The organism is Arthrobacter sp. R4-81 (assembly GCF_054792365.1).
Window position 1 is genome coordinate 2,882,328 of sequence record NZ_CP096445.1, and the last position, 23,551, is coordinate 2,905,878.

The 23,551-nt window shown below is 62.4% G+C and carries 17 protein-coding genes; 7 read left to right on the plus strand and 10 right to left on the minus strand.

Translation table 11 applies throughout. The features are described from left to right. Positions 1 to 2: 2 nt before the first annotated feature. The 3 genes from M1E05_RS13455 to M1E05_RS13465 all read left to right on the plus strand — a co-directional run bounded on the left by M1E05_RS13455 (position 3) and on the right by M1E05_RS13465 (position 3,374). Positions 3 to 674, plus strand: a complete 672-nt coding sequence (locus tag M1E05_RS13455; RefSeq protein WP_461163253.1) for a DUF624 domain-containing protein — start codon at positions 3 to 5, stop codon at positions 672 to 674. A gap of 136 nt (positions 675 to 810) precedes the next feature. Next, positions 811 to 2,325 carry an arabinosylfuranosidase ArfA gene (arfA, locus tag M1E05_RS13460; RefSeq protein WP_461165248.1) on the plus strand — a complete coding sequence of 505 codons (1,515 nt, stop codon included), beginning with the start codon at positions 811 to 813 and terminating at the stop codon, positions 2,323 to 2,325. Next, positions 2,325 to 3,374, plus strand: a complete 1,050-nt coding sequence (locus M1E05_RS13465) for an arabinan endo-1,5-alpha-L-arabinosidase (RefSeq protein WP_461163254.1) — start codon at positions 2,325 to 2,327, stop codon at positions 3,372 to 3,374. Before arfA ends, M1E05_RS13465 begins: the two co-directional genes overlap by 1 nt. Here the strand turns inward: M1E05_RS13465 and M1E05_RS13470 are convergent. The 5 genes from M1E05_RS13470 to M1E05_RS13490 form a co-directional block, all read right to left on the minus strand. Beyond that, the gene (locus M1E05_RS13470) at positions 3,371 to 4,414 is read right to left on the minus strand and encodes a LacI family DNA-binding transcriptional regulator (protein ID WP_461163255.1); all 1,044 of its coding nucleotides are present in this window, start codon (positions 4,412 to 4,414) and stop codon (positions 3,371 to 3,373) included. The genes M1E05_RS13465 and M1E05_RS13470 overlap by 4 nt on opposite strands. A 74-nt stretch (positions 4,415 to 4,488) precedes the next feature. Continuing rightward, positions 4,489 to 5,532 carry a GNAT family N-acetyltransferase gene (locus tag M1E05_RS13475; protein WP_461163256.1) on the minus strand — a complete coding sequence of 348 codons (1,044 nt, stop codon included), beginning with the start codon at positions 5,530 to 5,532 and terminating at the stop codon, positions 4,489 to 4,491. Positions 5,533 to 5,541: 9 nt separating this feature from the next. Continuing rightward, positions 5,542 to 9,081, minus strand: a complete 3,540-nt coding sequence (cydD, locus tag M1E05_RS13480; protein ID WP_461163257.1) for a thiol reductant ABC exporter subunit CydD — start codon at positions 9,079 to 9,081, stop codon at positions 5,542 to 5,544. A gap of 6 nt (positions 9,082 to 9,087) precedes the next feature. Continuing rightward, positions 9,088 to 10,137: a cytochrome d ubiquinol oxidase subunit II gene (cydB, locus tag M1E05_RS13485; protein ID WP_461163258.1), complete on the minus strand. Its 1,050-nt coding sequence runs from the start codon at positions 10,135 to 10,137 to the stop codon at positions 9,088 to 9,090. Positions 10,138 to 10,158: 21 nt separating this feature from the next. Next, entirely contained in the window at positions 10,159 to 11,772 is a 1,614-nt protein-coding gene (locus M1E05_RS13490; RefSeq protein ID WP_461163259.1) for a cytochrome ubiquinol oxidase subunit I, read from the minus strand. Positions 11,773 to 12,040: 268 nt separating this feature from the next. On the opposite strand from M1E05_RS13490, the gene M1E05_RS13495 reads away from it, so the two are divergent. Further along, positions 12,041 to 12,427, plus strand: coding sequence for a BlaI/MecI/CopY family transcriptional regulator (locus tag M1E05_RS13495; RefSeq protein ID WP_309105564.1), 387 nt, complete (start codon positions 12,041 to 12,043; stop codon positions 12,425 to 12,427). A gap of 6 nt (positions 12,428 to 12,433) precedes the next feature. Beyond that, positions 12,434 to 13,423 carry a M56 family metallopeptidase gene (locus tag M1E05_RS13500; RefSeq protein WP_458110831.1) on the plus strand — a complete coding sequence of 330 codons (990 nt, stop codon included), beginning with the start codon at positions 12,434 to 12,436 and terminating at the stop codon, positions 13,421 to 13,423. Between the two features lie 54 nt (positions 13,424 to 13,477). On the opposite strand, the gene M1E05_RS13505 is transcribed toward M1E05_RS13500, so the two are convergent. Continuing rightward, positions 13,478 to 15,586 (minus strand): DNA gyrase/topoisomerase IV subunit B, encoded by a 2,109-nt coding sequence (locus tag M1E05_RS13505; protein WP_461163260.1) that lies wholly within the window; start codon positions 15,584 to 15,586, stop codon positions 13,478 to 13,480. 223 nt (positions 15,587 to 15,809) lie between these two features. On the opposite strand from M1E05_RS13505, the gene M1E05_RS13510 reads away from it, so the two are divergent. Continuing rightward, positions 15,810 to 16,031, plus strand: a complete 222-nt coding sequence (locus tag M1E05_RS13510; RefSeq protein WP_247044971.1) for a DUF7455 domain-containing protein — start codon at positions 15,810 to 15,812, stop codon at positions 16,029 to 16,031. A gap of 195 nt (positions 16,032 to 16,226) precedes the next feature. Here the strand turns inward: M1E05_RS13510 and M1E05_RS13515 are convergent, their stop codons facing one another. From M1E05_RS13515 to M1E05_RS13530, 4 genes are all read right to left on the minus strand, one after another. Further along, positions 16,227 to 17,534 (minus strand): RNA polymerase sigma factor, encoded by a 1,308-nt coding sequence (locus M1E05_RS13515; RefSeq protein WP_458110833.1) that lies wholly within the window; start codon positions 17,532 to 17,534, stop codon positions 16,227 to 16,229. A gap of 286 nt (positions 17,535 to 17,820) precedes the next feature. Then, positions 17,821 to 19,116, minus strand: a complete 1,296-nt coding sequence (locus tag M1E05_RS13520) for a DUF4192 family protein (protein WP_461163261.1) — start codon at positions 19,114 to 19,116, stop codon at positions 17,821 to 17,823. A gap of 131 nt (positions 19,117 to 19,247) precedes the next feature. After that, complete coding sequence (locus M1E05_RS13525; RefSeq protein ID WP_461163262.1) at positions 19,248 to 20,582, minus strand: MFS transporter; 1,335 nt, start codon at positions 20,580 to 20,582, stop codon at positions 19,248 to 19,250. A 35-nt stretch (positions 20,583 to 20,617) separates the two neighbouring features. Next, positions 20,618 to 21,556, minus strand: a complete 939-nt coding sequence (locus M1E05_RS13530) for a proteasome assembly chaperone family protein (RefSeq protein WP_458110836.1) — start codon at positions 21,554 to 21,556, stop codon at positions 20,618 to 20,620. Between the two features lie 303 nt (positions 21,557 to 21,859). Between M1E05_RS13530 and M1E05_RS13535 the strand changes: the two genes are divergently transcribed. Then, positions 21,860 to 23,386, plus strand: coding sequence for a leucyl aminopeptidase (locus M1E05_RS13535; RefSeq protein ID WP_461163263.1), 1,527 nt, complete (start codon positions 21,860 to 21,862; stop codon positions 23,384 to 23,386). The last annotated feature ends 165 nt before the right edge of the window (positions 23,387 to 23,551 follow it).

Sequence of the window (23,551 nt, forward strand, 5' to 3'; positions counted from 1 at the left end):
CCATGAACGAGGAAGCCTTGGGTTGGGCTGGCCGGCTGATGAGTTGGCTAGACTTTGCCGTGAATTTGGTCCTGATCAACCTGCTGTTTGTGGCAGGAGTCCTGGCGGGGGGTGTTGTTCCCGGGCTCTTCCCTTCGGCCGTGGCCGCGTCCACCATGCTCGCCCGGCTGCGGACGGGAACCCTGGGTGAGCACCCCGTCAGGGATTTCATCACGGCCTATCGCTCCCAGTTTCTTCACGCCAACAAGGTGGGCAGCATCTTCTGGGTTGCAGCCGCCGTTCTTGTGCTGAACGGACTGTCCCTGGTGAGCTCCGCTTCGCTCCATTCCGCAGCATTGGACCCAACCGCACCGACAACAGGGTCCTCCCCGGTCCTGGCAGTGTTGCTGGTCCTCTCAGTGGTTGCAGGGGCAGCCACGCTGGCCGCAGCCGGGACCGCCGTAGATGTCTGTACGCGCTACCGCGACACCGTGTTCAGGACGTGGCGCCTGGCGTTCATGCTTCCTTTGGCCTCTCCCCTGCTTGGCCTATCCCTGATAGCCAGCTACGTGGCAATGGCCGTTGTCTTCGCAGGCATAAACGTTCTGGTCCCGCTGATGGGCGCTTCACTCCCGCTTTTGCTCTCCGGGTGGCTCGTAGGACGGCATCTAAGCGCTTTGGAACCCTCCTACTAGCCGGATCTGCAATGCTGTGTGGCCCCGGATGCTCCGGCCACTCTTTACAACGTTATACAGAATAGGAAACAGACAATTGACTTCTCCTGCCAGCACCAAAGTCGGCAACACGGACACCCCGGACAACACCGTCCAGCTGGACGCGGTCGCCCCGTCGGTGATTACCATTGACCGTTCTGCCGTCGTTGCCCCTGTAAGCCGCCGTATCTTCGGTTCGTTCGTGGAGCATTTGGGCCGGTGCGTCTACGACGGGATCTACGAGCCCGGCCACCCTACAGCCAACGATGATGGCTTCCGGCTCGATGTTGTGGACCTCGTCAAGGAACTTGGCTCAAGCACCATCCGCTACCCCGGTGGCAACTTCGTCTCCGGCTACCGCTGGGAAGACGGCGTCGGGCCCAGGGACCAGCGGCCTGTCAGGAGGGACCTCGCATGGCACTCCCTGGAAACAAACCAGGTGGGGATCGACGAGTTCGCCCGCTGGTGCGCCCTCACGGATTCAGAGCTGATGATGGCGGTCAACCTCGGTACCCGCGGGATTGATGCCGCGCTGGACCTGCTCGAGTACGCCAATCACCCCTCCGGCACCACCCTGAGTGAACAACGCATCGCCAACGGTGCCAAGGACCCTTACAACATCCGCATGTGGTGCCTGGGCAACGAAATGGACGGACCGTGGCAGATAGGCCACATGTCCGCTGACAACTATGGAAAGCTGGCCGCACGAACGGCATCTGCCATGAAGACCGCGGACAAGAACCTCGAGCTGGTGGTCTGCGGCTCTTCGAGTTCCTCAATGCCGACCTTCGGCGAGTGGGAGCGCGTGGTCCTTGAGCACAGCTACGACTATGTGGACTACATCTCCTGCCACGCCTACTACCAGGAACGCAACGGAGACCTCGGCTCGTACCTGGCATCCTCCCTGGACATGCAGTACTTCATCGAGACTGTGGTGGCTACCGCCGACCACGTCAAGCACAAGCTGAAGAGCAAGAAGACCATCCAGCTTTCCTTCGATGAGTGGAACATCTGGTACCTCGATGAGCACCAGGCCTCCGACGAGGTGAATGAGGAATGGGTCCACGCGCCCCGCCAGCTGGAGGACGTCTATTCGGTGGCCGACGCCGTGGTGTTCGGTAACCTGCTGATCACCCTGCTCAAGAATCATGACCGGGTGGCGTCCGCGTCGCTGGCCCAACTGGTCAACGTCATCGCCCCCATCATGACAGAACCGGGTGGGGCCGCCTGGCGGCAGACTACGTTTTTCCCCTTCTCAGTGACGTCCCGGTTGGCTCGTGGCGAGGTACTGCGGCCCCGGATCGATGCCGGAACCTATACAACCGCCGTTTACGGAGAAGCTCAGCTCGTGGATGCCGTCGCCACCGCCGACGCCCGAACCGGACAGTCGGCACTTTTCCTCGTAAACCGGAGCCAGACGGAAGCGATCGACATTACGGTCAGGGTGGCTGAACTCAATGCCACGGTCATCAGCGAGGCTGTCACTCTGCACGATGAGGACGTTTACGCCAGGAACACGCTCCAGGACCAGAACCGCGTCGGTCTCAAACCGCTCAACGGCACTGTCCTGGAGGACGGTGTGCTCACGGTGACATTGCCTCCGGTGTCCTGGTCCGCCGTCGCGCTCGCCTAATGGGGTTGTTACGCGGGCCCAGCACCGCAGCCAGCCGCACGAAATGGGCGCTGGCAGCGGTGCTGGCCGCAGGACTTGCCGTGGCAGTGGGACTGTCCGGTTGTACGACAGCAGGGACAGACGCTGCGGCAGCTCAAGGAAGCACAAAAGAGCTCACCGGGGACTTCTTCACGCACGACCCCGCCCTTGTTGCAGGGAAAGAAGGCGGTCCTTGGTTTGTATACTCGACGGGCAACGGTCAGACGGCCGACGGAAACATCCAGATCCGACGCTCCGAGGACGGCAAGGAGTGGACCTACGCGGGCGAGGTGTGGCAGAAGAAACCCGAGTGGCTGAAGAAGGCCGTGCCTGGGGTGGACAACCTTTGGGCCCCCGAGCTCTACGAGCACAACGGCATCTGGTACCTCTACTACTCGGCGTCTACCTTCGGCAAGAACAACTCCGTTATTGCCCTTGCCACGAACACCACCCTGGACCCCGAGGAGCCCGGCTACCAGTGGGTTGATAAGGGCGAAGTGATCTCTTCGGGGGGCCAGCACTTCAACGCTATCGACGCCGGCATCGTGGAGGATGACAACGGCACTCCCTGGATGGCCTTCGGATCCTTCTGGACGGGGATACAGCTCGTGGAACTGAAGTGGCCGGGAGGCCTCCGGGCCAACACGGCCGAACCGGTTCGCATTGCCGACAGGAAATCGCCGCCCAACGCCATCGAAGCGCCGTACATTCTGCCGCGGGACGGCTATTACTACCTCTTCGTCTCCCGAGACTTTTGTTGTCAGGGCTTGGAAAGCACCTACAACATTGCAGTGGGGCGTTCCGAAGAGGTGACAGGCCCATATATCGGTCAGGATGGTGTGGCATTGCTCGACGGCGGCGGCACCCCTGTCCTGACCACGGCTGATGAAAGGGTGGGCCCGGGCGGACAGTCTGTTTCCGGGGACACGCTCGCCTTCCACTACTACGATGCCAAGCTCGACGGCGCTTTCCGCCTTGGCCTGCTCAACCTGCAGTGGGTGGACGGCTGGCCCGTTACCGGCTGGGACTAGGGCCGCGAATGCGGAATCGCTGGACCAGCCGCCTGGCCCAGGGTGGACTCCCGGGCCACCACCTTGAAGGTGGTTTCGATTTCCTGGGGAGCCGAGCCGTCCGGGTGCATGATCCGCTCGAGGAGCACCCGGATGGCCGTCTCGGCAATTTCCACACGGCCCGGGTCCACAGTGCTGAGCGTTGGCAATGAATAGCGTGTCTCGTCCAGGTCATCAAACCCGATGATGGCCACATCCTCGGGCACCCGGCAACCCGCCTGCTGGAGTACGCGCATTGCACCCTGCGCCAGGGTGTCGTTCATGCCGAACACAGCATCAAAAGTGACTCCCCTGGCAAGGAGTTCGCGCATCGCGGCCGCACCGTTGGAACGATGCCAGGACCACATATAGGCCACGATGGAATCCTCATAGGCTATGCCTCGTGCCGCCAAGGCTTCACGGTATCCCCGGAGCCTCAACCCTGCCGAGCCGATGACTTCACCGTCGTGGGCACCCACCACGGCTATGCGGCTGCGGCCCAGGTCCAGCAAGTGATCTGTGGCAGCCCGGGCTGCAGCTACGTTCTGCATCGTGACGTGGTCGCAGTCGCCGGAAAAAATGCGCTCGCCCAAGAGGACCATCGGCACGTCAGACTTCACCAGGGCGGAGTCTTCTTCGCCGAGTCCCAGGGGGCTGAACAGCAACCCGTCCGACATCTGCAGGCGCGGGCTGGAAAGGACCTCAAGTTCGCGCTCGCGGTTCCCACCTGTTTGTTCGATCAGTACAACGAGGCCCCTCGCCTCGGCGGCTGCAATGACGGCATCGGCGAGCTCGGCGAAGTAGGGCAATTTGAGCTGCGGAACTGCGAGGGTGATGGCACCCGTGTGGCCGGATCTCAGGCTCCGCGCCGCCAGATTGGGCCGGTAGCCCAATTCCGCGATGGCCGCCTCGACCTTGCTGCGGGTGACTGGGCGCACGTGAGGATGATTATTGATGACATTTGAGACCGTCTTGAAAGAGACTCCTGCCACCCGTGCAACGTCATGAAGTGTCGCTGCCATGGAGGTTCCCCTTATTTGTGTTCGAAAGAAGTGCCGTTGCTCAAAATATTACAACGTTGTATGGCTGACTGCGCCTACAATTCCTTATCCCACGCCATACTTCGGTTCACAACGGCGTAGCCCATCTTCGTGTAGAGCGCGAGGGCACCTGTCGGGTTCTCCGAGTCGACATCCAGGGAAGCTTTATCCATCCCGGCCGCCGCGAACCTTCTCATGGCGTCTGCAAGGAGTGCACTCGCGATGCCCCGGCCGCGATATTCCCGCCTGACCCCCAGCAAATCCGTGTACCCCTCGGTGTAACCCCGGATCACGGCAATGTGAGGATCATGCGTGGCCAGTTGATAACCTGCAACCCTTCCGGTGAGGGGGTCCAGGACAACGGCACTGAGGTCCGGGCGCGCCAAGGGACCGTTCACAGTATCCGACCAGGATTCCTCGTCCCGTGGTTCGCTCCCCCAATGGTCCCGGAAGGCATCGTTGTGGGCCTCCCGCACTGGCTCGCTAAGGTGCGGCACCATCCCCACAAGCTCCAGACCGCTATCGAGGTAGGAATCGGGCAGCGGCGTATTCAGCGGCCGGTGCATCTCGTTGTAGTAACGGACGACGACGAACCCGATCCGGTCGAACAGTCCGGCCTGGTGGCGGTGCTGCTCTTCCATATGGAGGCGAAGACGCGCGCGCCGAGACACGGGGCTTTGGTCCGGGCCACCTCCGTTGGCAGCCAGGTCCTCCGCGAACCTGGCTACGGTCCGTGTCTCCAGCCAGCCAAGCAGGGCCGTTCCTATCCCCCTTCGCTGCCACTCCGGATCCACACAGCCAAAACCGTAGGCCTTGTCCCCGTCCGGGTTCTTGGTGATGCGTGCGTACGCCCGGGGAATCCCCTCTTCGTCCACACCGATGATGGTGTTGGCTGCAGGGTGGTTTTTCTTTGACTCCAGGATCTGGATCAGGTCCTCCCGCCGTTCGAACCAGACGGGCTGTTCCACGGCTGCAGTCCGTTCAATCAGTCCGGCCCAGGAATCAAGGTCCTGCAGCGTGGCCGGGCGCCATGACAGCAGTCGTGGCAGTATTCCGGCCTGCCGGGGTGGATTGCGGTAAGTGGCAGGGTCGTGATCCATGGCAACAGGCTAGCCTCCTGCTCCTGCCCGCGCCAGAATAGGCCTCGTAGTACGGCCCGCGTGCTCCTCAAGACGGATGACGTGGTCAGTCGAGTGGATGTCGGCCGGGTTGTGGCTCACCAAAACAACTGTCTTTTCTTTCAGCCCGCTACGAAGGTCCGCCAGCATAGCCCGTCCCGATGCGGCATCCAGATGCGCCGTGGGTTCATCCAACAGAATGACGTCCGCCCCGGCCATCAGCGTGCGGGCCACCGCAAGCCTCTGACGCTCGCCACCACTCAGGAAGGACCCGGACGGCCCGATCCTGGTGTCCAGGCCCTCAGTCAGCCTGTCCATCAGCGGAGCCAAGCCCACCGCGGTAAGGGCGGCCTTCATCGCAGCGTCCGCAGTCTGACGCTGAGCCCCTTCACCCTTCGAGTTTTCGTTTTCAGAACCAGGCAGTCCCAGCATCAGGTTTCCCCTGATGGTGGAGTCAAAAAGATGCGCCTCCTGGGGGCACCACGCCACTTTTCCGGTGACGAGAACGCCGCCCTGCCTGGCCGGCAGGAAGCCAAGGATGACGGACAACAGCGTGGACTTACCGGATCCCGAGGCCCCGGTGACAGCCAGCCAGGTCCCGGGTTCGGCAGCGGCTGACAACTCCTCAAAAACCGGCAGCCCTCCCGGCCAGGCTGCGGTAAGGCCATCCAATTCGACTCCCGCCCGATCCCCGGTGCGCCCGCGGACCGGGACCAGACCATCTTTGGTCTTTGCGGCCCGGGCAGGGTTCATCCCAAACTTGTCCCCACCGGCAGGATTCTCCCCGTCGGAACCAGCCAAATCCCCGGCTCCGCTGGTGCGCTGCAGTACCGAGCGGAGGGCGGGATACTGCCGGACTGAGCTTGCTATGGCGGAGTACGGTTCCACGAGCGCCAGCTGAAGCAGAACAACAACTGCCGCCGTCGCAGGTTCCACAGCCCCCGCCAACACAACCGGTGCGGCGAGCACGGCAGAGATCAGGGCCGCTCCCCCGCATGCCAGAACGGTGAGGGCCTGCCCGAGGCCCTCAGCCCAAGCCGAGCGCAGCGAGGCCGCCGTGGCAGCACGGTCAGCGTCCCGGATCACCGAGAGAACAGGTCCTGTGGCGTCGTTTGCATGAAGCTCAAATCGGGCATCCAGCGCTGCCGCCACATCCCGGAGCACCCCGGTTCGAAGCCGCTGTTCCGTGCGGGATGACATCCTGTCGGCAAGGAGCGCCAGAACCGGAGAAACCAGCAGCGACAACAGGGCTGCAACTGCCGTGGCAGGCAAGGCCGCGGGCAGCAGGAGTCCGGTAGACAGGACAGCCGCTGCAGCCACAGCGATTGCGGTCAACGGGGGCAGTACAACTCTGGGCAGCAGGTCACGCACGGTGTCGACGTCGTCGATGACAGAACCAAGCACCTGGCCGCCTTGCAGCAGTTTCCGGACCGCCAGCGCCCGTCTGCTGAGCGATTCCCACAGCTGTCCGCGGAGGGAAGTTAATGCGGCGAAGACGGCATCGTGCAGGAGCAGCCGCTCACAGTAACGCAGGACGGCACGGCCGATGCCGAAGAACCTGACGCCAACGATGGCCGTGAGCAGATACAGAATGGGTGGTTGCTCACTCGCCCGGATGATTAACCAGCCGGACAGCCCTGCGAGCGCGACGGCGAAGAGCGAGGCAAGCACTCCGACGACCGCCGCTGAGGTGAACTTCAGCGCTTCGGGGGCGAGCAGGCTTCGCAATGCCCGGAAGGTACTGCCCCTCCACGCACCCTCTGTGACTGCGGGGATGGAGCTGGAGCTGGAGCGCATTACGGAATGGGCGGAAAGTGCAGTAGAGACGACGGAGGAGACTGCGCCGGAACCGAGCTCAGCTGCCGGCAACTCTGCAACCGGAGCCTCTGCTTCGTGTGAATCCGCCCGGGCGCCAGGTTCAGGTGCCACGTGAACAATCTTGTCGGCCAGCTGTCGAGTGGCCGGATCATGGGCGACGAGGACGATTGTCACGCGGCCTCGCAGTGCCCGGATGACGTGGTTGATGACGGAAGCTGTCTCAGGATCCAGGTGCGCTGTGGGCTCATCCAGCAGCAGCAGGGAGGCTCCCGCTTCGATTCTGGCCAGTCCACGGGCCAGCGCAACGCGCCGCAGCTCTCCTGGGCTCAACTCGGCCGGATGCTTGCCTGCAAGGTGGGCCGCCGCCACTTCAGCGAGGCAGCGCTCCGCAGATTCTCTAATGCCCTCGGCGTCGGGCAGGACACCCTTGTGCGAAGCAGTCAGATAAAGCTCCACCTCATCCCGCACGGTCGGTGCGACCATGACAGGGTGCTGTGGCACCCATGCCAGATCCCCACGGTTGAAGCCTGCTATTCCGCCAAGGACTCTGGTGGAACCACTGTTTCCGACCGTTCCTGCGAGCACGCCAAGCACAGTGCTTTTTCCTGCGCCACTTACTCCGTCCAGGGCAGTGATGCTCCCGGCTGCCGCCTCAAAGCACAGTGGCGCGACGGCGGGAGTGTCTCTTCCACTGAACATCACCTCCAGATCACGGACGACGACGGTTGGCGGACCGCCGTCGTCGTCGTTCCTATGGTGGTCCGCGTTCAGCGGTACGGCTTGTGGCGCGTCAAGGACCCGCGTGGCCTCCGCGAGCGCTGCCCGGCCGTCGTCGCTCGCATGATGGGCAGTGCCCAGCTCGCGCAGGGGAAGATAGCAGTCCGGGGCCAGGATCAGTGCCAGAAGCCCCGCCTCCAGCGGCATCTCCCCGTGGACCAGGCGCACTCCGATAAACACGGCCACGACAGCTACGGAGATAGTAGCAATCAGTTCAAGTGCCAGAGCGGAGAGGAACGCGGTGCGCAGTGTCCCCATGGTGCGGATGCGGTATTCATCCGAGATGTCTTCAAGCGCTTTCCTCTGGGCAGTGGCACGTCCCAGGCCAACCAGCACGGGCAGGCCCTTTGCAAGTTCGAGCATGTGCCCGGACAGTCGAGCGAGTGCCGTTTGGGCATCCCTGACACGATCTTCCGTGTACCGGCCGATCAGGACCATAAACACGGGTACGAGCGGGACTGTGAGCACAATGACTGCCGCGCTGATCCAGTCGGCAAAGAGGATACGTGCCCCCAGCAGGAGAGGAACCGCGGTGCAATTGACCAGCGCCGGCAGGAACTGGGTGTAGTAGCTGTCCAGGGCGTCCAGTCCCCGAGTGGCCAGAATGGCGAGTCCCCCATCTGAGGGGCCGGCACCGCGGGTCCCGGTCCGGAGGGCCCGCTCCAAGAGCTCGGACCGCAGTTGTTCCTTGACGCCCAATGCCGCCCGGCGGGCCGCGACTGACTGGGCCCACGTGGTGAGCGAGCGCAGCACAACGCCGGCCATTCCCCAGGCCAACTGCTGGCCCCAGGCCGGGTCGTGGGCCATCAACCCGGCAAGTACAGAGGCAACTGCCTGGGCCATCAGCACAAGAGACAATGCCTTCAGGGCGGCGAGGAGCCCCAGGAGGTAGATGGCGGACCTGGTGGCCGGTCCCGGGGGAAAGCTGGGTCTCACAGCGGATCAGTCCTTGGTGGCTAGGGCTTTGGCAGCAATCGCGGGAAGGAAGCTGTGCGCCTCGGGGATGTGGCTGGCGCTGACCCGGCGCCGGAATACCCAGTAGGTCCACGCCTGGTAAGCGAGGACCAGGGGAAGCCCGACAGCGGCAACAACGCTCATCAGCCCCAGTGTGTAATGGGATGAAGAGGCATTGAACACCGTGAGGCTGAAGTCCGGACTGATGGTGGACGGGAGTACCACAGGGAACGCAGCACCGAAGATTGAGGCAGTGCCCGTCACGAGGAAGACGCCAAGAGCCAGGAAGGCCTTGCCTTCGGAGCCGCGCCGCGCGAACCTCCAGGCCAGGACGGCCGCAACCACCGCGATAACAACCGCACCCCACGTCCAGGGTTCGCCGCTGAGCAGCTGGACACTTACCGCCCACGCGGCCATGGGCAGCAGCAGGACAGGCAAAAGCCGGACAAACCAGCGCCGTGCCCGGTGCCTGACACCGCCGTCGGTCTTCAGGGCCAGGAAGGCGAGGCCGTGCACTATCGCGAAGCCCACGACGGCGAATCCCCCGAGCAGCGCGTACCCGCTGAACCAGGCAAACGGGCCGCCTTCCCGGTCCCCGTTTGCGTTGAGCGGAAGGCCTGTGGTGGTCAGGGCCAAAGTCGCACCGACGCCAAACGCGGCCAGGAACGAACCGACGGCAATCGCCACGTCCCAGCGGGCACGCCAACGTTCAGTGTCCACTTTTCCCCTGTACTCAAAGGCGACAGCGCGGAAGATGAGCGCCACAAGGACCAAAAGAAGTGGCAGGTAGAGGGCAGAGAACAGGGAGGCGTACCAGAGCGGGAAGGCTGCGAATGTTGCACCTGCCGCTGTCAGGAGCCACACCTCGTTTCCGTCCCAGACCGGCCCGATCGTATTGAGCAGCACGCGCCGGTCGGTGTTGTTGCGGGCGAAGAGCTTCATCAGCATGCCGACGCCAAGGTCGAAACCTTCAAGAAAGAGGTAGCCGGTCCACAACAAAGCAATGGCGACGAACCAGATGGTGGGTAGCAATTCCATGCTCAGATTCCTCTGCTTTTCCTAGTAGGCGAAGGCCAGGACATCGCCCGGAGCGCTTTCTTTGGTGGAGCCGGACGCTCCCGGGCCTTCGTGGTCGTCGGCGGGATCTTTTCCATGTATCCGTCCATCCACGAGCTCCGGCATGGCCGAAGCCACACCACCGCGGATGTACTTCACCAGCAGCTTCACCTCCACCACGAGCAGCACCGCGTAGATCGAGGCCAGGACCACCAGGGATGTCAGGAGCTCCCCGGCGGAAACCCCGGGCGAGACAGCAGCGGCGGTAAACATAAACACCTGGTCAATGCCGCTGGGATCGGGATTGGGTGCCACAACGAATGGCTGGCGGCCCATTTCCGTGAAGATCCAGCCTGCGGCGTTGGCTCCGAATGGTGCCAGGATCCCGAAGACGGCGAGGCGCATCAGGCCCCGGGAGGCCGGAACCGTTCCCTTCCGGGTGGCCCAAAGCGCCAGGAGCGCCGCGAAGGCCGCGATCCCCCCAAAGCCGATCATCATGCGGAAGCCCCAGTACGTCACCTCCATCACCGGCACATACTCAATTTCCTGGCCGGCCCGGTCGCCGTAAATGGGGTTGTCGGGAAGGTTGGTGCCGTACTTGGCCTGGTATTCCGGGAGGAGTGTGTTGACGCCCTTGACCTCGGTGGTGAAATCGCCCTTGGCCAGGAAGGAAAGGATGCCGGGGACTTCGATGACGGCGACAATATCGTCACAGTCCTGAGAGCCGACGTTCCCGACGCTGAGGACTGAGAAGCCGGTCCCGTCATGGCATGCTGCTTCGGCCGCGGCCATTTTCATGGGCTGCTGCTCAAACATCAGCTTGCCTTGCAGGTCCCCCGTCAGGGCAGTTCCGGCGAACGAAATCATAGCCACCACGGCACCGATCCGCAGCGAGCGGATCCAGACGGTGTGGTCAGTCAGATCACGGCCGGGAATGTCAGCCTGACCGGGGATGACCTTTCCGTCAGGCCCCACGGTGTCGATACCGTCATGCCGACGCCGCCATAGGTGGTACCAGGCGATCCCCAGCAGGAAAGCTCCTGCCACTGCAAGGGCACCAAAGATGGTGTGGGGAACTGCGACCAGCGCTGTGTTGTTGGTAAAAACAGCCCAGGCGTCCGTCATCACGGGCCTGCCGTTGATCATCTCCACGCCAACCGGGTGTTGCATCCAGCTGTTGGCAACAATGATGAAGTACGCCGAGAAAACGGAGCCCACCACGGCAATCCAGAGGCAGGCAAGGTGCACGGCCGGCTTGAGCTGTTTCCAGCCAAAGATCCACAAGCCCAGGAAAGTGGATTCAACGAAGAAGGCGAGCAGTGCTTCCATGGCCAGCGGGGCGCCGAACACATCACCGACAAACCGGCTGTACTCGCTCCATGCCATTCCAAACTGGAATTCCTGCACAATGCCGGTGGCAACCCCCATGATGAAGTTGATCAGGAAGAGCTTGCCCCAGAACTTGGTCATCCGCAGGTACTCGGGCTTTCCAGTGCGGTGCCACAGTGTCTGCATCAGCGCCACCACGAGACCAAGACCAATCGTGAGGGGCACCATCATGAAGTGGTAGACGGTGGTGATTCCGAATTGCCAGCGTGCGATTTCCAAGGCGTCCAAGGCGGTCCCTACTGTTGGCCGGGCTATCAACGGTTGAAACTTCTACAAGGCGTAGAACATCTAACTTCTACAAAGTGTAGAACAAATCCAGGAAGTCTGGAAGCTGCGCTTTCAAACAGCAAAAAATGCCGGCGACACGCGGGAGGGGTGTTCTACCTCATGTAGAAAGAAAGCGGGAAACCGGGTAGATTTGGAGCAGAAGCTTTTAAGATTCGCGCCCTGGCCGAAAACCCGGCCCGGGCGCCGGCGGGACCAGAAGGATGTACGAATGGCAAGTCTTGGGGAACTGGAACGGGCAGTGATGGACCTGCTCTGGGCGGGCCAGGAGGCAGCCACTGCAAACAGGCTTCGTGATCTGCTGGCTCAGAGCACACAGGCGCAGGGCGGATCAGCCGGCCACGTGGGCAAGGATCTAGCCGTGACCACCGTGCTGACTGTGCTCTCCCGCTTGGAGAAGAAGGGGCTTGTGGAGCGCGAACGCGGTACACGCCCGCACCGCTACCAAGCGGTCTCCAGCAGGGAAGACCACACGGCCGAACTCATGCATGAGGTCCTTGGCTCCGCCCCGGACCGCGAAGCAGTCCTCGCCCGCTTCATTGGATCGGTCACTGAAAGTGAAGCTGAAACGCTCCGCAAGCTGCTCGGCCACATTTAGCAGGCCATGTTCTGGACCTCGTATTTTCTGGCGGTCCTGGCGATAGCGCTGGCGTGGCCGGTGCCTATCCTTCTTTCCCGTGCGCGATGGCCTGCCCGTTCGCCGTTTACCGCCATGCTGCTGTGGCAGGCAATAGCCTTGGCCGGCGGCCTCTCCATGATCGGCGCAATGCTGGTTTACGGCCTGGAACCACTCGGGGACAACCTGCTGGCAGGACTCAGCGCCTTGGCGGCCATGGTCCTGCACAACGCTCCCACCACCGAGCTGGGCTTCTGGCACATCTTCGCGTTGTCCGCCGCGGCTCTGCTGACCGCCCACCTGGTTTTTACTCTGTTGCTGACGTACTACCGGATCGAACGCCAGCGCCGCCGGCATCGGGAGCTCCTGGCGCTTCTTGCGTCTCCCTCTGCAGATGGGCCCCGAACAGTCGTGATCAGTCACGACTCCCCTGTTGCCTACTGCCTTCCGGGCGGAGCGCGATCGGTCACCGTCCTGTCAGACGGACTGATGTCAGCATTGGAGCCTGCGGAGCTTCGAGCCGTCCTCAACCATGAGAACGCGCATCTGAACCAGCGGCACCACCTTCTGTTGTGGGCTTTCGCAGCGTGGCGGCAGGCTCTCCCCTGGCTGCCCACCACCCGGCTGGCCCAGGAAGCGGTCAACTCACTCATCGAAATGCTGGCCGACGACGTCGCCCTTAAGACGGAGAGCAAAGCCACGCTCATCAAGGCAATCGCCATCGTGGCAAGCGGACCGGTTCCTGCCCCGAACGCCGGTTCCGGATTCACCGGCCAGATTGCGGCGGACGGCGAATCCCAGCCTGAAGGCGCAACCGGAGGTGCAGGGTCGGCAAGGACCACGGCAACGCGCGTCAGCCGGCTGCTGTCGGCCGAACCACCGCTTTCCGCTGCATTCCGTGGCCTGGTTCTCGCAGCCTGCGTGCTGCTCCTTGCTGTTCCCACCGCCTTACTGATTGTTCCCGGCCTGCTTGGCTAGCGCCCTCCTGCGCCCGGAAACTTCCCGGGCGGATTCAGGCGGAGTAAGACGGACTCAGGCGTCAATACGTTCGCGGTCCAGGCTTGCCGCACCGGCGATAATAAAGTCCTTCCGCGGAGCCACGTCAGATCCCATGAGAAGGTCGAAGGTCTCCTCGGCGTGCTTGGCGTTCTCTATCCCCACCTTGCGCAGCGTGCGGTGCCGCGGGTCCATGGTGGTTTCTGCCAGCTGCTCGGCATCCATCTCGCCCAGACCCTTGTAACGCTGGATGGGCTCTTTGTAGCGCTTGCCTTCCTTCGCCAGCCTCGCCAGCAGCCCATGAAGCTCGGCCTCGGAATACGTGTAGATCATCTCGTTGGCCTTTTGGCCTGCATTGATGACCTCCACACGATGCAGCGGCGGTACAGCGGCAAAGACCCTGCCTTCATCCACCATCGGCCGCATGTACCGGAAAAACAACGTCAACAGGAGGGTGCGGATGTGGGCACCGTCGACGTCGGCGTCCGTCATCAGGATGACTTTTCCGTAGCGGGCAGCACTGATGTCGAAGCTGCGGCCTGACCCGGCCCCCACAACCTGGATGAGGGCAGCGCACTCGGCGTTGGAGAGCATGTCGCCCACCGAAGCTTTCTGTACGTTCAGGATCTTGCCGCGGATCGGCAGAAGGGCCTGGAAATCCGACGAACGAGCCAGTTTGGCAGTTCCGAGGGCCGAGTCCCCTTCCACGATGAACAGTTCCGAGCGTTCGACGTCGTCTGTCCGGCAGTCAGCGAGTTTCGTTGGCATCGACGACGTCTCCAGCGCATTCTTTCGTCGCTGGGTCTCCTTGTGCACCCGGGCCGAGATCCGCGACTTCATCTCACTGACGATCTTCTCCAGCAGGAGCGCCGATTGGGCCTTGTCGTTGCGGTTGGCAGAGTTGAGCCGCGCTGTCACTTCCCGCTCCACGACCTTGGCCACAATTGCCCTGACAGCGGAGGTGCCCAGGATCTCTTTGGTTTGGCCCTCAAACTGCGGCTCGGCCAGGCGGACCGTCAGGACGGCGGTCAGTCCTGCGAAGATGTCGTCTTTCTCAATCTTGTCGTTCCCCGCCTTGAGCTTGCGGGCATTGGTTTCAACAGCCTTACGGAACGTCTTCACCAGGGCTTGCTCAAAGCCTGACTGGTGGGTTCCGCCCTTTGGTGTGGAAATGATGTTGACGAAGCTGCGGACGGTGCTGTCGTAGCCAATGCCCCACCGCAGGGCAACGTCCACTTCGCATTCCCGCTCAACTTCTGCGAGCTGGCTGTGACCACGTTCATCAAGGACCGGGACTGTCTCCTTGAACTTGCCCGAGCCATGGAGGCGCCAGACGTCAGTCACGCCCGGATCGGCAGCGAGGAACTCCACGAACTCTGAAATGCCGCCGTCATGGTGGAACACCTCCTCGTGTGCCCCTGATTCACCCGGGGTACCGGGAAGGCGCCGCTCGTCCCGGACTGTCAGTTTCAGTCCGGGGACAAGGAATGACGTCTGGCGGGCACGTGATGCGAGTTCTTCATAGGAAAAACGCGCATCCGGGGTAAAGATCTGACGGTCGGCCCAGTAGCGGATCCGCGTCCCGGTAACCCCGCGCTTGGCCTTGCCGATGATGTCCAGCACTGAATCTTCGACGAAAGGTTCGAACACAGCCGACGGGTCCGGCTTTGGTCCGACATCCCGGAACCGGCCAGGCTCGCCCCGGCGGAACGACATACGGTACGTTTTGCCCCCTCTGTCCACTTCGGCGTCCAGCCTGGCTGACAGTGCGTTCACCACTGAAGCGCCGACTCCATGAAGGCCGCCCGATGCTGTGTAGGAGCCGCCACCAAACTTTCCGCCGGCGTGAAGCTTGGTGAAGACCACCTCGATGCCGCTGAGCCCTGTTTTAGGTTCGACATCGACGGGGATACCGCGGCCGTCATCGTGGATTTCCACTGAATTATCAGCGTGAAGGATGACCTTGATGTCATGGCCGAATCCGGCCAGGGCTTCGTCAACTGAGTTATCGATGATCTCCCAGAGGCAATGCATCAGTCCGCGGGAGTCAGTTGAGCCGATGTACATGCCGGGACGCTTCCGGACGGCCTCCAGGCCTTCCAGGACGGAGAGGTGCCGGGCAGTGTAATCAGAACTGGGTGTCACGGGTGGTGAACTCCTTCAGTGACGGAATAGCTGGGGGTGGAAATGCTCTCTCTAGGGTAGTCGCCCCGCCCGCCTGCCCCTGTTTGCCACTCCCCTGAGGCTTCGTAACGCTACGACTCGTTACGCACCTGTGATACGCGGACAGCGAACTTGATCAATCCTTGCCGTGGATCAGCAACGAATGCTGGTTATATAGAGTTACCGATCTACTAAGGAGGCCGAAATGACAACAGCAGTAGCGGACCGCACGCTAAACGCACTGGACCGGTGCGATCGTTGCGGGGCACAGGCATACGTCCGGGTTGTTCTCGGTTCCTCCGGCGGTGAGTTGCTGTTCTGCGGCCACCACGCCCGCGCGGTCGAAGCCACCCTGAAGCCGCTGAGCTCCGACTGGCACGACGAGACCAGCCGGCTTCACGAGAAGGAACCGGTTCCAGTCGACTAGCAGCTCCACTGATCACGTCAGGGCTCCTCCATCTTGGAGGAGCCCTGATTTTTGTCCGGCCCAGGGAAGGCGGGATTCGCCCAACCAGGGTAGCCGGAACAGCGGGGTGGGAACAGCCGGGAACAGCAATGGCCTCCATCGGTGATACCGACGGAGGCCATTAGCGTTAGTTCGGACTGCGTTGGGCGGCCGCGTTTAGTCGAGGTAGTCGCGCAGGACCTGCGACCGCGACGGATGGCGCAGCTTCGACATCGTCTTGGACTCTATCTGGCGGATACGTTCACGCGTGACGCCGTAGACCTTGCCAATTTCGTCTAAAGTCTTCGGCTGACCATCTGTCAGGCCAAAGCGCATGGCTACAACACCGGCTTCGCGCTCGGACAAGGTGTCCAGAACGGAGTGGAGCTGTTCCTGCAGCAGCGTGAAGCTCACAGCGTCAGCAGGAACCACCGCTTCGGAATCTTCGATCAAGTCACCGAACTCGGAATCGCCGTCCTCACCGAGGGGGGTGTGCAGCGAGATGGGTTCGCGGCCATACTTCTGAACTTCAACGACCTTTTCGGGGGTCATGTCCAGTTCAAGGGCCAGTTCCTCCGGCGTGGGTTCACGCCCGAGGTCCTGAAGCATCTGCCGCTGCACGCGGGCAAGCTTGTTGATGACTTCAACCATGTGCACAGGAATGCGGATGGTACGGGCCTGGTCAGCCATGGCACGGGTGATGGCCTGGCGGATCCACCACGTGGCATACGTCGAGAATTTGAAGCCCTTGGTGTAGTCGAACTTCTCAACAGCACGGATCAGGCCCAGGTTGCCTTCCTGGATAAGGTCCAGGAACAGCATGCCACGGCCTGTGTAGCGCTTGGCCAGCGAAACAACCAGGCGGAGGTTGGCCTCCAGCAGGTGGTTCTTGGCCCGCTTTCCATCGTGGATCACGAACTCAAGCTCACGCTTGAATTTCGGATCCATGCTGCCGTCGTCGGCGTTGATCTTCTCTTCGGCAAAGAGTCCGGCTTCGATGCGCAGCGCAAGGTCGACTTCCTGCTCTGCATTCAGCAGCGCCACCTTGCCGATCTGCTTCAGGTAGTCCTTGACGGGGTCAGCTGTAGCACCGGCGGACATGACCTGCTGGACCGGGGCGTCGTCATCATCGGCATCCGAATAAACAAATCCGGAACCAGTGGCGGCACCGGCAGCCTTGGCACCCTCTTCGCCTTCCTCGGTGAGTTCTGAGGGATCAGGGACTACGTCGTCGAGGTCTTCCTCGACGTCTACGTCATCGGAATCGTCGTCATGCGACTTACCGGCAGCTTCCGCTGCCGCTTTGGCGCCGGGCTTAGGCCCGCGCTTCTTGGGTTCGGCTGCGGACACGGCGTCATCGCCGCCTCTGACAGCCTTGTTGGCTGCTCGGGTGGCGGCACGCTTCGCGCTCGTGGCCGCCTTTTTCTCCTCTGGAGACAATTCGGCCTGGTCGGCGGGTTCCTTCTTCGCGGAAGACGGGGTCACAGAAAACCTTTCTAGCGGCGGTCTGTGGAATCACCATACGGGCAACACCACTATGACCCTGTCAAGTCCGTGATTCACATCAGGTGCAACCACGGCCGGCAGGGCCACTAAGTAGAACTGCCGGGATGGCTGCAATGTTCCCGTTTCGGGGTACACGGCTCGCACCTGATTCACGGACCCAACCGGGTCTCGGCATCCATTGTCTCACGGATTTCCGAATCAACCCCTCATGAATCCCTTGTTACCGCATTTTCCGGAGACGCTCGCAGGCAGCGAGCTCAACTGCTCAGGCAGCCTCAGAACCAATTTTTTGCCAGGCAGCCTCCCTTCGTGCCGCCCACCCGCAGACAGTGCCCCGCCGCACCACCTCGTTCAACAGACCCGCGAGCCTGTAGCCAGGGAGGATGTCTGCTGCCTGCCCGAGCAGCGAATGGGCATATGAGCCCCGGCCCCGGCACCATTCGATCCACCCCCGCGCTGTGAGGGCAGCCGCGCTAGCCTCCCCGCCGCCCGGTTCATCCAGGTGCACCAGCAGCCTTTCCAGGCTGTCCATCGATGTCCAATCCGGACGTCGCGGCGCCAAACCCAGGAGCACTTCGCCGTAGTTCGGGACGGACGCTCCCGCAGATGGTGGGGCTGCCTCCGCCGTCGGGCCTCGTCCGGCCGCAGGAGCGGTGCCGGGAAGTGAGCCGGCGATATGGGGACTATAGGGTCCGTCCGGGTGTTCATCGTCATCGGCCTGGAATACACCGAATTCCTCAGCACCTTGAATTGCCGCCTCAGCTCCAGCCGCGGCCATAACGAGCACGGCATCGCGCCAGGCCGGGATGCAGAGCGAAGCGCGAAGGAAGCCTGATACCTCCGGTGGCGGCAGCTGGGCTGGCACCGCCGCCAGAACCGAATTCCAGGCCTCCAGGACGGCGTCGAATTGCTGTCGGCTGGCGCTGCGGCGGGCGAACGTTCCGGCCCATGCCAGTTGGGCCGTTGCCATTACCGGATCCGGAGCGCCCTGCTTGACCTGGGAACTGCGTCCCGCCGGAGTGTCCGGGTTTGGGCCGATACTGCTCCCCCGGAAGACCATTTCAGCGTTCAAACGGCTGTCGCGGATCTCATCCAGGGGCCGGCCCGGCTGCGGGCAGCAGGAGTCGTCAGCGCAGCCGGCGTTCCGCCAGTAGTCCTCGCCGACCAGCCACACGTCCCTGACAGGCATGCCTGAGTAGTCAAGGACTTCTTCCACCGCGGCAAGCAGCCCGGAGTGCGGGGCAGCTGGACTCTCAAAAGGCCCGGTGGACACATGGTGCCGCGTGTCCCCGGTGAGCTGGCCCCAACCGTCATTGCTGAAGATGATGAGCAATGATCCGTCGGCGGCCTCGTCAGCCTCAAGGTAGGTGCCCACAGCCTCGGCATAGTGCCCGAACTCCAACTGATCCTTAGGCGGAAGATCCACCCGAAGCGTCGCCCCCAGTCGTTTGCCCTGCATGGTCATCGCCACCAGGCTGTTGCTCGGCCAATAGCCCAGCGTGTGGGGAATGAAGCCAAGGATATCTTCAGGACCGCTGATAGTGAGATGGTCTTTTGTCATGCCTCCAGCGTCACGAAGCAACAGCCACCTCCGGGAGACCTGCCTTGGGCTATGTGGACAACCGAGACGGGAACACGGATAACCAAACCGGCAGGGCCTTGTGGAGGAATGGACGCCCGGCAGCACACCCCTTAGCCAGGTGTGCGCCGCTTTTCCTCATTCCGCAGCCGCTGCTCTGCCATGGACTTAAGCAGCGGCGGAACAACCACGCCTTGTGCCGCCAGCTGACGCCGGACCTTGCCCCGGCAGACGAGGACCGCGCTGACACCGAACGCCAGCAACAGGAAATGGACGCTGAGTGCGATCCTGAAAGGCTCGAGGCCGTACAGTTCCCCACGCGAAAATCCGGTGGAGTAGAGGAGGTCCAGGACCAGTCCGACAAAGTAGATACAAACAAGGGCGGCAATGAATCCACCCACATTAACAATGCCTGTCGCGGTTCCTATCCTGTGGGCAGGATTGAACGTGCGGGCAAAGTCGAATCCGATCATGGAGCCAGGTCCGCCGATCGCCAACACCACCACCAGTCCCGCCAGGAGCCAGAGGGGCGACCTGCCGGGCATCAGCAGCACGGCTCCCCACGCGACGGCTGTGGCCGCCGCGATCAGGAGCACCATTGTTGAGCGGCGCAACGGATGCCGCGAGACGAACCTGCCGATGAGCGGGCCGGTAGCCATAGCCGCGGCAACGTACACGGCCATCAGGACGGAAACCACACCGGTGTCCAAACCTTGGGCCGAGATGAGGAACGGGTAACCCCAGGTCATGGCAAATACCGTGCCGCTGAACTGAATGGTGAAGTGGCTCCAGAGGCCCAGCCTGGTTCCCGGTTGGCGCCAGGCCCGCGATAAGGACGCTCCGGTGGCGCGGAGTCCCTGGACCTTGTCGGAGCGGGGATGTCCAGCGGGCAGATCCCTCAGCAGGACCAGTACCAGGACGACGGCGACTCCGGACATTCCCGCCAACGTCAGAAATGCGGGGGTCCAGCCTGCCAAATGAAGTATGAGAGCGAACGGCACAACGCTGAAAAGCTGGCCGAGCTGCCCTGACATCCCGGTGAGTTGGGTAATAAGGGGAACCCGCGCCGGCGCAAACCACAAAGGAATCAGCCGGATCACCGAAATAAAGGTCATCGCGTCTCCTGCGCCCACCAGGACACGACCGAGGACACCGCCGGGAATGTTGACGGCAAATGCCAGCTGGAGCTGACCCAGGCACATCAGGATGGCGCCGCCTGCAATCATGGCCCGCGACCCAAACCTGTCCACCAAAATCCCGACCGGGATCTGCAGGCCGGCGTACACCAGCAGCTGCAGGACAGTGAAGAAGGAAATCTCTGCGGCGCTGGCATGGAACCGTTCTGTTGCCTCCAGGCCAACCACACCGAAGGACGTCCGTTGGCTGACAGCTACCAGGTACGCGAAGACACCGATGGTCCAGATGAGCCAGGCGCGGGGTGCAGTCACCACTCCATTATGCCTGCGGGCCGGATAAGTCGTATTTATTGACCCGCTTCTTTGCTGGCCAGATAGGCCTCCACTGCCGCGCCAAGATCATCGGCGTTCGGCAGCTGGTCGTTCTCGTCGGCCAACAGCGATCGGCGGACCGTGCCTTCAGCCTTCTCGTCATACCGCGACTCCAAACGCGACACGACATTCTGCACTTCTTCAGACGCCTCAATCTGCTCGGCAATCTGCCTCCCGACTTCACGACCCGCTTCACGAAGCCGGTCCGTCGGAAGCATCAGCGACATCGCTGCGCCGAGGTATTCAAATCCTGCGACAGCCGCGGGAGGATACTCCGCCTCGGCGAGATAGTGGGGAACATGGATAACGTATCCAGCCACCTTGCGCCCGGCCTCTGTCAGCCTGAGTTCGAGAATGTGACCCACTGCGGCGGGCACCTCAACTGTGGGCTTCCAAACCGAAATGCCCTCGATGAGTTCCGGCCTGTTGCCGTGAACCGTTACTCCCACGGGCCGGGTGTGCGGTACCGGCATGGGAATGGAGTGGATCCAGGTGACGAGGTTTACCTCGAGCTGCTCCACAATGTGCAGCACTGCACGGGCGAACCTTTCCCACTGAAGGTCCGGTTCGAACCCTGCCAGCAACAGAAACGGCTTTCCCAGACCATCAACAAGCCTGTACAGCGAGAGGCTCGGTGCCTGGTAATCCTGCAAATGGTCCTCCACGAAGCTGACGTGCGGGCGCCTGGACCTGTAGTCGATGAGCTGGTCCGCGTCGAAGACAGCCACGGGTTCCGATTCCAGCGTTTCGAGGAGTTCGGTGGTGATCTGCTTGACCACATGACCGGCATCGGCAAAGCCGGTGAACCCCATGACCATGTCCAACCCGCGGTTCGCGGGGTCGTGGAACAGCTCGCTGTCGCTTGCATAAAGCGCATGGGGGTCCAGCAGCGAGCCGGATATCCGTTCAAGCATGGCATGTTCCTTTCACGGTTGCGGTGGGGAGGAGGGACACCGCACGGGGCGGGCCGGAGGACCGGCACGCCGGACTAATCTTTACAACGTCGAAGAAGCGCCAAGCATTCCTCCCGCCCGATGTGCCGCACATCTCACGGAATTCAGTACGCACCCCAGTGAGAGGCTACGATCGGAACTGGCCCAATATCCGGCAGGAAGACTCCGGATTGCGTCACAAACGGATGCTGGCCGGTCCCCCGGCAGGGGCACCCAACATGTACTCCCTGCCAAGAAATCACAGAGAATTGAGGACTGATCCTCGTGGTCAAGAATACTGAGATCAAACTTAGCGCCATCGCCCGGGACCTGAAAAAATCCCCCAGCGAAGCCCTTGTCATCGGCGTGGGGCAGGGACCGGACGGTCCCGTCCTCCTTGAGAACCCGTTGACGGCGAAGTCGGCCGAAGCCCTCGCCGAATCGCTGAAGGTTCTCGGGGTCACCGGAGCCGCAGACCAGTTGCTCCGTCTTCCGGGCCTTCCCGAGACAGGTGCCTCTTTGCTGGTATTGACCGGCCTGGGCAAAGTGCGCGATGGCCAGAAGATCTCCGAGGAGTCACTGCGCCGGGCGGCCGGGTCAGCTGTCCGCCAGCTCGCCGGGCTCTCCAGCGTCACTATTGCGTTCCCGACGGCGGCCCTCGGCGACGTCGCTGCCATCGCAGAAGGTGCCTCCTTCGGCGCCTACTCCTTCACCGAGCACCGTTCAGAGAAAAACGGACTCAAGGACCCGGTGAAGACCGCAGTCATCTTCACCGAACTCGCTGGCGACAAGGAACTCCCCCACGCGTTAGAACGGGCATCACTCATCGGGAAGGCAGTCAACGCAACCCGGTCCCTGGTCAACCAGCCGCCAAGCCATCTCTACCCGGAGTCGTTCGCAGAGGCGGTGAAGGAGTTGTCCAAGGGCCTGCCTGTCAAGGTGACGGTGTGGGACGAAAAGCGTCTGGAGAAGGAAGGCTTCGGCGGCATCATGGGCGTCGGCAAGGGCTCTGCCCGTCAACCGCGCCTGGTCAAGGTCGAATATTCTCCGGCGAAGGCGACGGCGAAAATTGCCTTGGTGGGCAAAGGCATCACTTTCGACACCGGCGGAATCTCCATCAAGCCGGCCCTTGGCATGGGTGACATGAAGAGCGATATGGCCGGCGCCGCCGTCGTACTCAACACAGTCCTGGCGCTCGCAGGGCTCGGTCTGCCGGTCAAGGCGACCGCATGGCTGTGCATTGCCGAGAACATGCCCTCAGGCGCTGCCTCCCGTCCCGCCGACGTCCTGAAGATGTTTGGCGGCAAGACCGTCGAAGTGCTGAACACCGATGCCGAGGGCCGCCTGGTAATGGCGGACGGTATCGTCGCGGCAAGCCAGGAGTACCCGGACGCGATCATTGATGTTGCAACACTGACAGGCGCGCAACTGATCGCACTCGGTAACCGGACGGCCGGCGTCATGGGATCGGACAGTGTCACCGCGCCGCTGAAGGCCGCCGCCGACCGCGCCGGCGAGCTGGTCTGGCCGATGCCGCTGCCCGAAGAACTGCGCCCCAGTCTGGACTCCCAGGTTGCCGACCTCGCCAATATCGGTGAACGTCACGGCGGCATGATGACCGCAGCGGTGTTCCTGCAGGAGTTCGTGGGCAAGGGCAAGGACGGCGAGCCTATTCCATGGGCCCACATCGACATTGCCGGCCCGTCCTTTAACAACGGCAGTCCCTATGGCTACACCCCCAAACAGGGCACCGGCTGCACCGTCCGAACATTGGTTGCCTATGCCGAGGACCTCCTGGCCGCGTCAGCCTAGTTGGACTACTGATCCGGGTGTGCCGGTTTTCGGGAGAGACTGCAACCGGCACACTCGACTGCCACCCGGGCTGGTCCTCGTGGTGAGGCACCCCCCTGAAAACGCTTGAGCGTCTCTAAAACTGAGGGGCAAAGCTAAAACATTCATGTTGTTAGGATCAGAAGT